Source organism: Paraburkholderia sp. BR13439 (assembly GCF_040948805.1).
Lineage (GTDB): Bacteria > Pseudomonadota > Gammaproteobacteria > Burkholderiales > Burkholderiaceae > Paraburkholderia > Paraburkholderia youngii.
In genome coordinates this window covers 398,301-411,767 of the sequence record NZ_JBFPKN010000005.1, presented here as the reverse complement: position 1 = coordinate 411,767, position 13,467 = coordinate 398,301, and the positions used below count along the sequence as shown (strand labels likewise).

The 13,467-nt window shown below is 60.3% G+C and carries 11 protein-coding genes and 3 pseudogenes; 10 read left to right on the top strand and 4 right to left on the bottom strand.

All coding sequences use genetic code 11. The annotated features are described in order from the left end of the window. The first annotated feature begins 121 nt into the window (after nucleotides 1-121). Nucleotides 122-567: pseudogene (locus AB3X96_RS13445) on the top strand (MaoC family dehydratase). Between the two features lie 568 nt (nucleotides 568-1,135). On the opposite strand, the gene AB3X96_RS13440 reads toward AB3X96_RS13445, so the two are convergent. After that, nucleotides 1,136-2,167 (bottom strand): AraC family transcriptional regulator, encoded by a 1,032-nt coding sequence (locus tag AB3X96_RS13440; protein ID WP_368590119.1) that lies wholly within the window; start codon nucleotides 2,165-2,167, stop codon nucleotides 1,136-1,138. A 367-nt stretch (nucleotides 2,168-2,534) separates the two neighbouring features. Between AB3X96_RS13440 and AB3X96_RS13435 the strand changes: the two genes are divergently transcribed. Then, nucleotides 2,535-3,218, top strand: a complete 684-nt coding sequence (locus tag AB3X96_RS13435; protein ID WP_368590118.1) for a glutathione S-transferase family protein — start codon at nucleotides 2,535-2,537, stop codon at nucleotides 3,216-3,218. Nucleotides 3,219-4,267: 1,049 nt separating this feature from the next. Beyond that, nucleotides 4,268-5,584, top strand: coding sequence for an MFS transporter (locus tag AB3X96_RS13430; protein WP_368590157.1), 1,317 nt, complete (start codon nucleotides 4,268-4,270; stop codon nucleotides 5,582-5,584). A gap of 605 nt (nucleotides 5,585-6,189) precedes the next feature. Here the strand turns inward: AB3X96_RS13430 and AB3X96_RS13425 are convergent. After that, a pseudogene (locus AB3X96_RS13425) lies at nucleotides 6,190-6,450 on the bottom strand (porin); the annotation flags it as partial. Between AB3X96_RS13425 and AB3X96_RS13420 the strand changes: the two are divergent. The 3 genes and pseudogenes from AB3X96_RS13420 to AB3X96_RS13410 all read left to right on the top strand — a co-directional run. Beyond that, a pseudogene (locus AB3X96_RS13420) lies at nucleotides 6,384-6,657 on the top strand (potassium-transporting ATPase subunit C); the annotation flags it as partial. The pseudogenes AB3X96_RS13425 and AB3X96_RS13420 overlap by 67 nt on opposite strands. A gap of 27 nt (nucleotides 6,658-6,684) precedes the next feature. Then, nucleotides 6,685-7,404, top strand: a complete 720-nt coding sequence (locus AB3X96_RS13415) for a potassium-transporting ATPase subunit C (protein ID WP_368590156.1) — start codon at nucleotides 6,685-6,687, stop codon at nucleotides 7,402-7,404. 57 nt (nucleotides 7,405-7,461) lie between these two features. After that, on the top strand, nucleotides 7,462-8,406 hold the full coding sequence (locus tag AB3X96_RS13410) for a PTS sugar transporter subunit IIA (protein WP_368590117.1): 945 nt from the start codon (nucleotides 7,462-7,464) through the stop codon (nucleotides 8,404-8,406). 115 nt (nucleotides 8,407-8,521) lie between these two features. Here AB3X96_RS13410 and AB3X96_RS13405 read toward each other — a convergent pair whose 3' ends face one another. Next, complete coding sequence (locus AB3X96_RS13405; protein WP_368590116.1) at nucleotides 8,522-9,232, bottom strand: lytic transglycosylase domain-containing protein; 711 nt, start codon at nucleotides 9,230-9,232, stop codon at nucleotides 8,522-8,524. Nucleotides 9,233-9,475: 243 nt separating this feature from the next. Between AB3X96_RS13405 and AB3X96_RS13400 the strand changes: the two genes are divergently transcribed. From AB3X96_RS13400 to AB3X96_RS13385, 4 genes are all read left to right on the top strand, one after another. Continuing rightward, a complete protein-coding gene (locus tag AB3X96_RS13400; RefSeq protein WP_368590115.1) occupies nucleotides 9,476-9,634 on the top strand; it encodes a hypothetical protein in 159 nt (52 codons plus the stop codon). Between the two features lie 55 nt (nucleotides 9,635-9,689). Continuing rightward, the gene (locus AB3X96_RS13395) at nucleotides 9,690-10,262 is read left to right on the top strand and encodes a GNAT family N-acetyltransferase (protein ID WP_368590114.1); all 573 of its coding nucleotides are present in this window, start codon (nucleotides 9,690-9,692) and stop codon (nucleotides 10,260-10,262) included. Between the two features lie 167 nt (nucleotides 10,263-10,429). Continuing rightward, nucleotides 10,430-10,720: a hypothetical protein gene (locus tag AB3X96_RS13390; RefSeq protein WP_368590113.1), complete on the top strand. Its 291-nt coding sequence runs from the start codon at nucleotides 10,430-10,432 to the stop codon at nucleotides 10,718-10,720. Nucleotides 10,721-11,135: 415 nt separating this feature from the next. Further along, nucleotides 11,136-11,426, top strand: coding sequence for a hypothetical protein (locus tag AB3X96_RS13385; protein WP_368590112.1), 291 nt, complete (start codon nucleotides 11,136-11,138; stop codon nucleotides 11,424-11,426). A 534-nt stretch (nucleotides 11,427-11,960) separates the two neighbouring features. On the opposite strand, the gene AB3X96_RS13380 is transcribed toward AB3X96_RS13385, so the two are convergent. Then, nucleotides 11,961-13,460: an efflux transporter outer membrane subunit gene (locus tag AB3X96_RS13380; RefSeq protein WP_368590111.1), complete on the bottom strand. Its 1,500-nt coding sequence runs from the start codon at nucleotides 13,458-13,460 to the stop codon at nucleotides 11,961-11,963. Nucleotides 13,461-13,467 lie beyond the last annotated feature (7 nt).

Sequence of the window (13,467 nt, the reverse complement as noted above, 5' to 3'; positions counted from 1 at the left end):
CTCGGATTCTCCGCGCAAGACTATCCTTCGGATAGGGATAGCACCATCAACGTCGAACGTCACCACAGAAGGGGCGTTCGAAGAGCCAATATCAGCGAATAAAACGTTTCAGGAGTAACGCATGAAATCAGAGACTCTGTATCTGGAAGATCTCGCCGTGGGTGCGGTGTACAAAAGCGCGGAGCATAAACTCGATGTCGACCAGATACACGCCTTCGCGCGACAGTTCGATCCCCAACCTTTCCATCTGGACGAGGAAGCGCTCAACGCTCCTTCTTTGCGGGGCTTGCAGCGAGCGGCTGGCACACGGCAGCGATCACCATGAAACTTCTCGTTCAGAGCCTGCCGATTGCGGGTGGCATTATTGGTGCGAGCGGCGAAATCGCGTGGCCAAGACCCACTCGCCCGAACGATGTCCTGCACGTCGTCAGCACCGTCCTGGAGATCGCGCCGTCGCGTTCCAAACCCGACCGCGGCATCGCGACAGTCCGCAGCGACACGATGAACCAGCAAGGTGAGCTTTGTCAGCGAGTGGAAATGCGCCTTCTGGTTTTTAAACGGCCCTGAAGCTTAATCTCGGATGGCCACTTGTTTCGCCGCGCCACCTTGCAGTTTGGGTTCAATCAGGGCTGGCCCATTCAAGACAATCCTGACAGACGCCGGCGTGGGCACACCCCTGACGGCACCGAGTTTATCGAGCAGCACGGTAATACGCGTTCGACAGACCAAGCGTATAAGTCCGGCGGAATGTCTGTGCGAGGGTAGTGTGCGTTGTCGAACGATGACAGGGTTTCGCCGACTCGTTGCCGCCTGACGGATGCGATACCTGAAGGTCAGGTATGGTCGAGCACTTGCCGGTCAGCTTGCTCGGCATATGGCTGCTGTACTCAGAGACCTGACGGACGAGCTACGCACAGAATTCGGCCATAGCCGACGGCGGCCGATCAGGAACGTGTGGCCGTTTTAGATCGTCTCGCGGACATTCGCGATCCGGTGTCGGCGAGTGTCAGCATTCCCTATTGGCGAACGAGTCTTCACGACCCTGAACTGCCTGTCGCCTAGTTCCGGCGAGTGACCGTCAAGCGACAGGGAGCGGCCGCTAGGCATGACCTGCTTAAGTGCTGCTTTGATTTGTTCAACTGAGGTGTTTTCCGTTATTTGCTGATCGTTTCAATTGACGCCATTTCCCTGGCGTCGTGTCCGCCCATTCCCGGAAGGCACGGTAGAACGAATTTGTATCCTGGTATCCTAAGAGCCAAGCCACTTCCTGGATATCTAAAGCGGGGTCCGACAGCAGTTGCATGCCGAGCTCCCGACGAGCATCGCCGAGGAGCGCACGGAACGTCGTGCCTTCCGCTGTAATGCGACGCTGTAAAGTGCGTTCGCTCATGCCGAGCTCGCGACCGACACTGGTGATCTCGGGACGGCCGCTCGGCATAATTCGCTTGAGCACCGTTTTGATTTGCTCAACCAAGGTGCTTTCGGCTTCCAGTTCGCCCATCGCTTGCGCCAGTGCGGGCGCAAGCATATGCAAGAGCTCCGGGTTGTGATTGATAAACGGGCGGTCAAGATCGGCGGAAGCCAGAACGAACCGGTTTTGGGTCGCGCCGCAACGGATCGGGCAGTTGAAGTAGGCGCCGTGCAAGTCCATGACGGGGCCAGCCCGCTTGAACTCAACCGCGACGGGAGCTAGATTTTGACCCGTTCCTCGACGTCCCAACTCAATCAGCATTGCAAAGCTGGCATCGACTGAGAGATCAGGCTCAGGCTCAGTGCCCGGCGGCCATTCGATCGTGATTGAGACCCGGCCGTTCTTCTCGTCGCAATGGAGCTTATCGGGGCTGCAAAGCCGCTTGAATCGTATGACCCTCGCCAGACCATCACGATAATTTTCGGCATAGGTCGCGGCGAGGAACGCGAGCTTATGCGTTGCGGTGCTGGTATCACGGACCATCTTGATGCCGAAGCTTGCATCGCCTGACAATGATTCGATGGCTCGCCAAATTGCGAAAAGCTGAGCGGTGCTGATGCTCGCCGCAGCATTGTGGCGGAGCATGACAGGAAGACCGGCCGCCCTCAGGACCGCCTCAGCGCGCAATCCTTGTAGCTCAACGGCTCGCCAGAAGGATTCTGGCACTTTGCAGCGGTCCCCACGAACATCTTTCACAGAGTTTCCCTTCAATGGCGCCATCTGTATTTAACGACTTGGACTGCCTGGTCGCCTCCCACATCAAAGATTTCTGGCGGACGCGAAGGAACCCTTCGCTGCGGCCGTGGCCGTGCAGAAAGAGGCGGCCGTCCGCTCTGCGAAGGATTTGATAGCAACTTTCGTCTGCAATCACGCATTGGATCGCACTGTATTCGCGATTGGCGTACTCCGCAAGTTATCTGGCGTGTCAAGTCAATGCGGCCATGCGGCCATTGTTTTATCTTTCTCCCGTCATCCACGTAGCGGGCGCAATGTCCAGAGGAGAGTAACTATGCAGACGAGAGTGAGTAACGAAGCTGAAGATCGGGTTCGGAGGAGTGGGACATTGCCACTGACGTTTTATACCAACCCCAACTCCCGCGGCCGCATTGTGCACTGGATGCTCGAAGAGGTGGGGTGCGAGTACGAAACGGTTGTGCTCGATTACGAACGCTCCAGCGAGGCGGATCGATGGGGTGGCGCAGCGCTCGCGCGTTCGTACGGCATTCTCGACCAGCGCAGTCGCTTTTTCACGGAAGTGAACCCGATGGGTAAGGTGCCGGCGATTGTGCATGACGGCCGGGTGATATCCGAGAGTGCGGCAATCTGCGCGTACCTGGCCGAAACCTTCCCGGACGCGGGGCTGGCGCCGACTGCGGAGGAGCGCGCTAATTATTACCGGTGGATGTTTTTCGCGGCGGGACCGGTCGAGCAGGCTGTCACCAACCATCGAGCCGGGTTCGTGCCGGCTCCGCAGGAGGAGTTCTTCTTCGGCCACGGCAGCTATGAGCGCACGGTGGACCAGCTCGAACGCGCAGTGCGTTCAAGCACTTTCATTGCCGGAGAGCGATTCACTGCTGCTGACGTCTACGTCGGATCGCATATCGGCTGGGGTCTGGGGCTCGGGACGCTGCCCAAGCGTGACGCCTTCCTGGAGTATGTTGGCAGGGTTACACAGCGAGATGCCTTTGGAAGGGCTGCCGCCAAGGGTGAAGCGCTGCTGGCTCTTCCAGATAGCTTACCCGTCTAGCCCGTATGCGCTGGGCCATACTGACAGTGCGCCACAGCGCAGGACACTGAATTCGGCGCCGATAACGGCCGCCGAGGGTCTACCCGCCTCGCAACCGCCGTGCGCGGCCGACCCAGATCCACGGCAGCGACCATCGCTGATCCGGTGATGGGGCGGTGGCGTGCGAGCGGTGGCGTTTAAAAGCGACGCTCTTTGGCGAATGGCTCTTTTGCGCAATCCTGCGGACTTTTACTTCGACGAATCGAGCGTCGCTGCATGGCCGGAAGTACGCATTCGGCTCCCTCGCCGAAAGCTGCCATTGAAGACTCCCGCGCCAGCTCCGGCAGGAAGTTCGCTGAACTGGTGTTCTCGGCCATCCAGAGACATTCAACCAGTCCTGCACGCGGCCGTTAGAATGTCCGTACCAACCCGAACAACCGACGCACGCTTTCGGTCCTGTCGATCGGTGCCCGCCTTCCGTTAGCATCATGGGCACCTTGCCTGTTCAGCTGCAACACGTCGTCGTCCGAAATATCGGGGGAAGCGACTGCCACGCCGCGCAGCCGGCTGCGGTCTCTCGCCGTTCATGCTCGCACCGCAATTCCCACCACAACCGCTGAATGGATCGTCCGCAGCTTGGCTGAAGTCGGCACTTAATGGCATCGTGCGCGGAGCATTCAGAGCGCAGCACTGCGTGCGCTGCGCGGATAGCGTCTCTACCCCTGCCGTACATTCGTCAGACAGACCTCTATTGCGCGCTGCCAGTACACGCCTCCGTACGAGTCTGCGCGGACGATTGCGGCGGCAATGGCGAAAGTTCGTGCTGGGAAGTATGCTGAATATCCATGGCCACCGTTCATGGTGCGCTCCACAGACGCAATGGCACTACCGCGGCGCGGCATTACCGAAATCGGCAATCGAAAGGCGACAGAAGAGCGGTGCACAGGTGGGATCGGATTGACGCTGTGCGCGGTTCGTTTTCACAGTGCGGTGCCGTCAGGTCAGCAATACAAATGCCCTGGATCTGCCGGCTCACAAGCCAGACAGACAAGCGCAAGGAGACATTAATCATGAACCCTTCAACCGGCGTGGTGGCAGACGCACGGAAACCGTCCCGCTCCAAGGTCGGCGCCGTTTTGCGCGTCACCAGCGGTAACTTGCTCGAACAGTTCGACTTCTTTCTGTTTGGCTTTTACGCCACCTACATTTCGAAGGTGTTTTTTCCGTCGAGCAGCGAGTTCGCCTCGCTGATGTTGACGTTCGCCGTGTTTGGCGCGGGCTTCCTGATGCGGCCGCTAGGCGCCATCGTGCTTGGCGCCTACATCGACGAAGTCGGCCGTCGCAAGGGCCTGATCGTGACGCTGTCGCTCATGGCGAGTGGCACGATACTCATCGCCGCAGTCCCCGGCTACGCAACGATCGGAATGCTGGCGCCGGCACTGGTGCTGATCGGCCGGCTGCTACAGGGTTTCTCGGCTGGCGCCGAACTGGGCGGCGTGTCGGTCTATCTGGCTGAAATGGCGACGCCAGGCCATAAGGGCTTTTATACGAGCTGGCAGTCTGCAAGCCAGCAGGTCGCGATTGTGGTTGCAGCGGGGCTCGGCTATGGGCTCAACAGCTTGATGTCCGCGGCGAGTATCGGAGTGTGGGGCTGGCGCATCCCGTTCTTTATCGGCTGCGCGATCGTACCGTTCCTGTTCGTATTGCGCCGTTCGCTACAGGAAACCGAGGAGTTCAAAGCGAGGCAGCACCATCCGAAGACAAAGGAAATTCTCGCGACGATGATCGCGAACTGGCAAATCGTGTTCGCCGGCATGCTGTTGGTGGCGATGACGACCACCACGTTCTATCTGATTACCGTTTACACGCCGACGTTCGGCCGGGCCGTCCTGAAACTCAGCACCGCCGACAGTCTTGTCGTCACGCTGTGCGTTGGCGTTTCCAATTTCATCTGGCTGCCAATTGGCGGTGCGCTATCGGATCGTATTGGACGCCGGCCGCTTCTGATCGGGATTACGGTGCTTGCCATCTTCACCACCTATCCGGCGCTTTCGTGGCTGGCGGCAGCGCCGAGCTTCCTCCGGATGCTGCTCGTCCTGCAGTGGCTCTCATTCTTCTTCGGCATCTACAACGGGGCGATGGTCGTCGCGCTGACCGAAGTGATGCCGGTAAGTGTCCGCGTGGCAGGGTTTTCGCTGGCATACAGTCTCGCGACGGCGCTCTTCGGCGGATTTACGCCTGCGGTGTCGACATTTCTGATTGAGGTCACGCATGATAAGGCAGCACCGGGATATTGGATGAGCTTCGCCGCGTTGTGCGGGCTGGTTGCGACGCTTGTGCTGTATCGTCGCGGTGGCGCGGTGGATCGTTCGGCGAAAGTGGTTTGACGGTAGCCTAGCCACGACGATCAGCGGGTCGAACTGGGCTATCCGGGGGCGTCGTCGGAATCACTGCGTTCGATGCGGAACATCGTCAGGGAAGGGATACGGTGCGTGCGGACCTGGCCATTCCGCCGCGGGCGGCCCCCTCAACGCTTCGCAACCGCCGAGGCAAAAGAAAACCATTCCTGCGAGCAAAACGGTCGCAACCCTGCGCGGCATCGTTCGAGTGTCCATTTCGCCCCCTTGTTCCCCCCTCTTCGCCGTTTTGACCTTCAATCGCCGCACAGGTTGTGTTGCCATGACCCTGGCGGCCGCGGTCGCATCAATGTCGCGGGCATCAGGATGCGCAATCGGTCGAAAGTCCGGAAACTGCCACAGCCCGCTTCCCGGTTTGCTCGCCGGGAAAATTGTGCGGCTCGGTCAACCGTAACACCGCAACCGCGCCGCGGTTGCGCTTCACTTCACTTGCTGTGACACGCTGATGGCGGGACTTGCATCCGCAGGAGTGCGTCCGGCCCGGCGCACAAGAAGAAGCGGCCGCGGAAAGGTCCGCGGCCGCTAGCTAAAGAACGTCAATCGAAACGGATGCGCTGCGAGGCCGTGTTTCCCGATCAGAATCGAGTACGCACACCCCTGGTCAGTTCGAGCTGGTTCGTCGCGCCGAACGTGGTGCCGACCGTGTAGCCGCCATGCAGCCTCATATAGTCGCCGGCCAGATACACTTCGGTGCGCTTTGACAGATGATAAAACGCGGACCAATACAGCGTTTCCTTCCGACCGTCGTGCAAGCCCGAGGTTGGGTCGAATGCGCCGATGTTCGCATTCGGAATATCACCGTCGGTGTTATACGCGGCATTCTTCACGCGCATCTGGTATCTATCCCGGTATCCTCTGGGTCATCGGCCAAACGGCGTTCCGGTTTCAGGCGAACGGCAGCATCGTGGACGGTCCGGACGGCAAGCCGGTTGGCTCGATATTGATTGCCCAGCCATTCAAAGGATGAATATTTCCAGCCGCGGCCATCGGCGGTCTCATACGATGCCTCCGCCTCGGGGTCATCGACGTTGGGTGCTGCGAACTACGCGCTGCGCGACCGCGTTGCGCGCATGCTGGGGGCGATTGCGCACTATGCGCAAGGGCCCAAGGCCGGGCAACTTGTCGCGCCCGACGTCGAAGCCTGGTTCCAGGGCGATCACGCGGGTGGCAAACCGCATATCGTCGCGCAATGGGCCGACGCGCACAACAGCCTCGCGCAGGCGTGGGTCAAGGCGGATCCGTCGCACGCGAAGTACGTGGACGACTGGGCGAAGCAACATGCGCAGGTGGTGCAACAGTGGATCGCGGCGAATCCCGGCACGCCGCAACCGAAGGCGCCGGATCTCGCGGTGCCGTTCTTCGAGTCGTTCTCGGGCGAGCATCCGGGGTTGTTCCCTTCGGCCGTGACCCGCACGGGCAGCGATGGAAAGAGTGTGACCGCGATCGAATCGGTGAAGGAGGGCACGGACATTCAGGCGATGTTCTTTGATATGTGGCGGCAGGATAATCCGGACATTGCTCTGCAGGACGTTCCGGGTGATTTCGTCACCACCTCCGGCTCAGGGCTCGATCCGGACATCACGCTCGCCAATGCGATGTATCAGCTCGACTGCGTGGCGGCAGCGTGGGCGAAGGATACGAAGCACCATCCTGCCGGGATACGCGCGGAAATCGGCGCAATGTTGCGCGACACTGCTCACGCGCCGTTTGCAGGGCTGGTCGGCGAGCCTCTTGTCAACGTGCTTGAGATCAATCTCGAGCTGCGCCACCGGTATGGGCCGCCTGCGTAATCGCTGCCCAAAGCTGCCGAATCAAACAGAGACGGGAACGGCAAATCGAGGAACAACATGAAGCATTCTCTGGCAGATCTGAAAACCCTCTTTGATCTGAGGCACATTGGATCTCATCGCACTTCCCAGCCGCCTGCGAGCCGCGATGTCGTCATGCGCATCACGCTCGACGCACAGCATGCGATGCCGTTGCGTCTGGCGTTGATCCGCGACTGTGCCGGCCAGTCGTGGACGATCCGCATGACGCCGCTGCACGGAACGGATCGGGTGCGCCTCATACTCTACCTGCCGAGGTCGGCGTTGAAGGAGGCGATGCAGCGGGTGACGCAGCTGGCGCCGACCGCGGAGATTGCGCAATTGCTGGAAGTACCGGATACACCCACCGACAGGTGGAGCAAACTGATGCAACGCCCCGAGTCGCCGCATGCCGATATTCATGGAAGACGCAAGGGCGAGGTCACGGACGAGGATACGATCGCTTACCTGCTGACCGAGAGTCATGTTTTGCTAAATCTCGCGGTTGCTGATCGCGAATCTCTGTACGCACGTCTTGCACAACTACTCGAGCAACGCTATGGCCTGGAGGCAGCGGCCGTGATGGCCGGTCTTGCCGCCCGCGAAGCTTTGGGCTCCACGGCGCTCGGCCAGGGCGTGGCCGTGCCTCATGGCCAGATCAAAGGACTGCGGGGCGCTCTGGTGCTGTATGTACGTCCTGTCATGCCGATTCCGTTCGATGCGCCAGACGGCGAGCCCGTGACCGACCTGGTTGTGCTGTTCGTGCCGGAATGGGCGAACATGACGCATCTGCACTTACTCGCTGAAGTGGCGGAGCGCTTTTGCGATCAACGGTTCCGGGAGCGACTCCGCGCCTGCGCGGACCCGCACGCTGTATGTCAACTCTTTGCCGATTTCGAGGTGCAAGATGCTGCGGAACGTGACGGACCGGGAGCAAGGCAGTTCAATGCAACGTCAACTGTAAGCAAGATTCGCCCACACACCTAACGGTCCCGTTTGTTGTTCTTCAGAAGTAGTCTTTCGCCTCGAGGAAACGAAGAAGGGCTTTGTACTGTTCCCCGACGGTTGGTGGTCGAGCTGGAGCAGTTGATCAGATCGTTGGTTACTCATTTTGTGTGCCCAGTAATATCGCAAAATGCTGCATATGCATGCCAACGCGGCGCGCATAGCCCTTTTCGCCACCGCTGTACCGCCACAGCGCGGCGTTAACGTCGCCCCCGGAAGCGTCAAGGTAGTCGCGCAATATCGACGAGCCGATGCGGACATTGACTGCGGGATCGTCGAGTTCGTTGACGCTAGCGAACGCCTGCGGATGGGCGGCGGGCAGTATCTGCATCAGCCCACGTGCACCGACCGCGCTCACCGCATGCGGGTCGAAGCCGGATTCGACAGCCATCACCGACAAAAGCAGAATAGGGGACATCGAATAGCGGTTCGCTTCGGTCAGGACAGCTTGTGCAATCTTCAACGAGTCAGCAGCCGACACGCGAAACTGCGCGCGCAGCGCTGCGACGATGTCGTCGGGCCTCGAAAAGGGACGAGCCTCGCTTGCAGCAGAGGCGCCTAACGTTTGCGCATGCGCGTAGTGCAAGAGGCTACATAGTGCGAGGGCCGCCGTCATCAAGGCAAGGCGCAATAGTGCGTACTTCCGACATGCTTTGGCAACACCAGGTTTATGTTCGTGCATATGATCAGGGAGGAGCCCGGATGCAAGCACTGTAAAGACGATATCGTTGTAGTTTTCAAAAAAAATCAGTAGTGCACGTAAAAATCGGATAAACCTCATAAAAGCTGGAGGGTGTTGGAAGGTCATCTTCGTCCGGCATCGGGCGGCCGTCGGCACGGTGCATCAAGGGGCAACCCGGTGAATCAGGTGGAACGGCGTCGGCAGAAACAAAACGTTTATGGAGCGCCAAATCCCTTTTACGCGATTTTTAGATTGCGTGTCGTAAGCTCTAATGCATGCAAAGTTGCAATGCTCCAACAGGACTACCGTATGTCTACTTTGGTGCGCTTTACACTTCGAACCAGTGGTCGAAATCCGGACGATTCTGGAATGGGATTTGATCGCCAGTGCGCACGTCTGCAATTCATGCGCGCGATCGGTATCGCGGGTGCGCTCGTTGCCTGCGTCGCGGTCGCGTCGGGCTGGGCCGTTGTTGGCCTTGCTGCATACCTCGCATCGCTTGCGCCGCTGATCATCCTTTCCCGGTGAGGCAGGAGGCGCTATGCGGTGCACGCCCACTTCGATACCAACTGACGCTAGCTTCATGCAGAATTCACTGGATACTGGCCGGGTGAGCATCAGGCCGTTTGACCCCGACCTCGATCTGAGTTCGCAGACCGCGAAACTGCTGCGCCGGGCAGCCGCGTCGGTTGATGTGCCGAGCAACCTCCCGGGCCATTGTCACCGAAGGGAGCGTACGGTGCATCGGGGCACCGTGGACGAAGCGTGCTTTGTCGCTGTGTGCAAGGGTCGCCTCGCGGGAACGCTAACCCTGCGCGGGGCGGACCCGGTTTCGGCCTGTCGGCACTTTCGACGGCCAGATGTCGCCACGGTAGATCGGTATGGTGTGGAACCATCGAGGCAGCGGCGGGGCATCGGTCGGACGCTGCTTTCGTTCGCCAACCGCTGGGTCGCCGCGCACGGATATATGCAATTGGCCCTGGAAGCGCCGATGAACGCGCAGGGCCTGCTGGATTTCTACCGCAGCCAGGGCTTCAGTCTGGTTGATACAGTCCGATTTCCTGGCTGTGGATACGAAAGTGCCGTCTTTACCCGGCCGAGCCTGCCCGGCTGGCCGTGTTTCCGAATGTCGCGGGTCCGCTATCGCTCGCGATGAGCAAGATCTCCACGTACCATTGCCCCCAATAGGTGCTTTCGCAGAGAGATGCTGGAATGAGTGCAAGAAATGAAAAGCCCGGACCGCGGGGCACTCGTGCCGCAACGTTGCGCCGCGGTCGAGGCTCGCCGCACAGGCGTGCACTTGTCAAGATCGCGGTCCTGGTTGTGCTCGCCAACCAGATCCTCACTACAGCGTTTGCCTTTCTTGCGCACAGCAATTACCCCGACGTCGCGTTCGGCCTCACTACGCTGTTCAGCGTCGCGTTATGTGCCGTGCTGATTGTCTGGATTCGGACGGATGGGAAGCACGCGTGGGAGGACGCGGTCGAATCTGGGTTCGTCAGCCCCGTCGCGATAGCCCGCGGCAGCGCGGTCGTGATCCGGCCGGAATGCCCGCGCCGCTGGCTCGTCGTGCTGCACGTGGAATGGGAGGGCGGATTTGCCGCGGCAGAGTAGTTTGGGGCCTTTACGATGTTTTTACTTACCGGTCCGCCACTGCGTGATAGAACATTTGAATATCCGAAAGATAAAGCCGTTCATTTGAGCGCCATCCGAAGTTCCCGTCCCCCGAGTCGTTTCGCTGCCTGAAAGGCAGGACGTCTGCGTCTCTTTCCTTTGAGCCACCGTCTTGCAAATCAGCCAAGCGGTAAGCATCGTAATTACTTTCCAGGAACCTCATCGCGCCACGTAGATATCGGTATTGCGACTGTCCGTGAGCGAAGTGCGGCCACTTCGAACCTTGCGCGGGTTTCGGTAGCAAGCTCGGAATCTGGCCGCGCGTCCGACTTGCGTCGTGCTTCAGACAGAGTCATCGCAGCGCATGGGGTTTCCGCAAAGGGGCTGAAATCGCCTCATTGAAGAAGGAATGCTAATGAAAAATCCACGTGTAGTGAATCCGGAATCAGGCTCGCCGCGTCTGAGCGCGCACGAGATGGCGGCATTGATGCTGCTCGCCAATGCGCCAGTCAAGGTCGACGTGGAAGTGGAGGATCTTGACATGACTGCGCTTCACGATGCAGGGCTCGCGCAACGGATTGAGCGCGAACCGGGCTGGCAGGAGTTTTCGATTACGAACGAGGGCAGGGATGTATTGCGGGTGCTTGGTGCATTGACCACTCCCCAAGACGCCACCGAATGGTTGGCCCCATCCGGCACGTTATGAACGTAGTGGCGGGACAATTGGCCATGATCGCGAAAACTGCGGCGGCGCTCTTGGAAGGGGGAGGGCTTGCTCGGACTAGACGGCACCGTTATGCTTGCCGGCCAGCGTATTTCGCTCTCCCACTCGACGCTGGGTCCGCTCCGGACGGGGTTTTACGCGATGATCGCTCCGCCGGTGCCGGAAAGTCCAAGTGCACTTCGTGTGCGCGACCGACGTCTGTATATAGTCGATATGGACCGTGCATCTCTCGCTTCCTGGCTGATGGTTTCGAATTGCCTAGCAAAGTCAGCATAATAATCGTTTAACCAACTGGCAACACGCGCATTCCTATGGAGCGCTGCAATATAAGCAGAGGAATCGGCAACACCTCTGTGGGACATTGAGCGACAACAGCGGTGCTGACATGTAGAGGTCGCAGGTCAGAAGACACTTCGTTGCAGAGGCCGTGCGACCAGACCTCCTTGACGCTCTAGCCCCGGCGCTCCGTGATCCCGGTGCGGCGGGAACAATGTGAATACGACAAAGCGCGTCCGTTCACTCGGGCTTCACCACATGATCTTTGCCTTCGCCCTCGGCAACGTAGCCTCCTCCAAGCACCGTCGACAGCGTGACCGCCGCCTGGAGTTGCTGGCTGCGGATTTCGACGGCCTGGCTCTGCTCCATCAGCACCGACAGCATTGCCTCCTGCGCGGTGGATTTGTCGAGCAGCCCTTGCCGATATTGGGCGGTGGCGCTGTCGTAGGCAAAGGCAGCGGCCTTCAGCTTGCCTTCCTGCAATACCTGCTGGTGGCCCAGGCTGTCCAGTTCGATGCCGGCCTGAGCGACTTCACGCACCGCATTCAGTACCGACTCGTTGTATTGGGCAATCAGCAGGTTGCTCTCGGCGCGCGTGGCGGCGAGGTTGGCGTTCAGCCGTCCGCTGTCGAAGATCGGCAGGCTCAGGCCCGGTATCAGGTCGATCTGCCGGCTCGACTTGCGCAGCAGGTCGACCATGTGCAGCGAATCCAGCCCGATGAACGCGCGGATATCGAAGCTCGGGTAGAACGCCGCCTTCGCCGCGTCGATCTGATCCATCGACGACTGGACGTACCAGCGCATCGCCTGCAAGTCCGGCCGCCGGGCGAGCAGTTCATAGCCGAGCGACGCCGGCACGCCAGCGGCGCTGTCCGGCAGCGGCCGTTGCGCAATCGCGGGGAGGGCGTCTGGTCCGGCGCCGGTCAACTGCCGCAACATTTCGTGCAGCGTGCGAATTCGCGACTGTGCGGAGTCGATCTGCTGGTCAAGTTGCATGCACTGGGCTTCGGCGCCTTCCATCTGCGTTCGTGACACCAGGCCTCGCGCGATGCGGGCCTGGGTGGCGTCGCGTTGTTCCTGACGGATTTCCCGCGCCTTCACCAGCAGGTCGCGTAGGGCATAGGTAGTCTGGATTTCGTAGTAGACATGGACGACCTGCGACGACAGCAGCAGGGCAGCCTGTGCCGCCTCGGCCTCGCGGGCCCGGGTGACACCCATCGCGGCATTGACGCGCGCCCGGTCCTTGCCCCACAGGTCGACCGAATAGTTGGCATAAAGTCCGATGGTGCCTTCCGTGTACCACGGGCCAGTGGTGCCCAGCGCAGGGTCGGTGTGGGCGAACGGACCGAGGAAGCCGTTCTCCGATACGCTCTGGCGGTTGACCGACGCGGACAGGCCGATCAGCAGGCCGCTCGACGCGTCGACCAGCTTCGCTTGGGCGCGGCTCGCCTCGACACGCGCTTTGGCGACCGCCATCGTGGGCGAATCCTGTAACGCCCGGTCCACCAGCGCAGTGAGCTGATCGTCGTTGCAGGCCTTCCACCATTTGGTTGACGGCCAGTTGCCCTGCGGCAGTTGGCTGTCCTGCGCCAGGCGAACCTGTTCGGTAGGAATTTGCGCCGCCGGGGCCGTGTCCTCGCGGATCAGCGCGCAGCCGGCGGTGGCCAGCAGCAGCGACAGGGCCGCTGCGGTCGCGGCAAGTCGCGCCGGGAAATGGCAATGCGTTGGACGTGCGTCCATGGTCCCC

What these genes read in the sequence shown, in the direction of transcription:
- AB3X96_RS13430 (WP_368590157.1), top strand. Translation starts at nt 4,268, where the DNA reads ATGAACCCTTCAACCGGCGTGGTGGCAGACGCACGGAAACCGTCCCGC.
- AB3X96_RS13415 (WP_368590156.1), top strand. Translation starts at nt 6,685, where the DNA reads ATGCTGGGGGCGATTGCGCACTATGCGCAAGGGCCCAAGGCCGGGCAA.
- AB3X96_RS13410 (WP_368590117.1), top strand. Translation starts at nt 7,462, where the DNA reads ATGAAGCATTCTCTGGCAGATCTGAAAACCCTCTTTGATCTGAGGCAC.
- AB3X96_RS13405 (WP_368590116.1), bottom strand. Translation starts at nt 9,232, where the DNA reads ATGACCTTCCAACACCCTCCAGCTTTTATGAGGTTTATCCGATTTTTA.
- AB3X96_RS13400 (WP_368590115.1), top strand. Translation starts at nt 9,476, where the DNA reads ATGGGATTTGATCGCCAGTGCGCACGTCTGCAATTCATGCGCGCGATC.
- AB3X96_RS13395 (WP_368590114.1), top strand. Translation starts at nt 9,690, where the DNA reads ATGCAGAATTCACTGGATACTGGCCGGGTGAGCATCAGGCCGTTTGAC.
- AB3X96_RS13385 (WP_368590112.1), top strand. Translation starts at nt 11,136, where the DNA reads ATGAAAAATCCACGTGTAGTGAATCCGGAATCAGGCTCGCCGCGTCTG.
- AB3X96_RS13380 (WP_368590111.1), bottom strand. Translation starts at nt 13,460, where the DNA reads ATGGACGCACGTCCAACGCATTGCCATTTCCCGGCGCGACTTGCCGCG.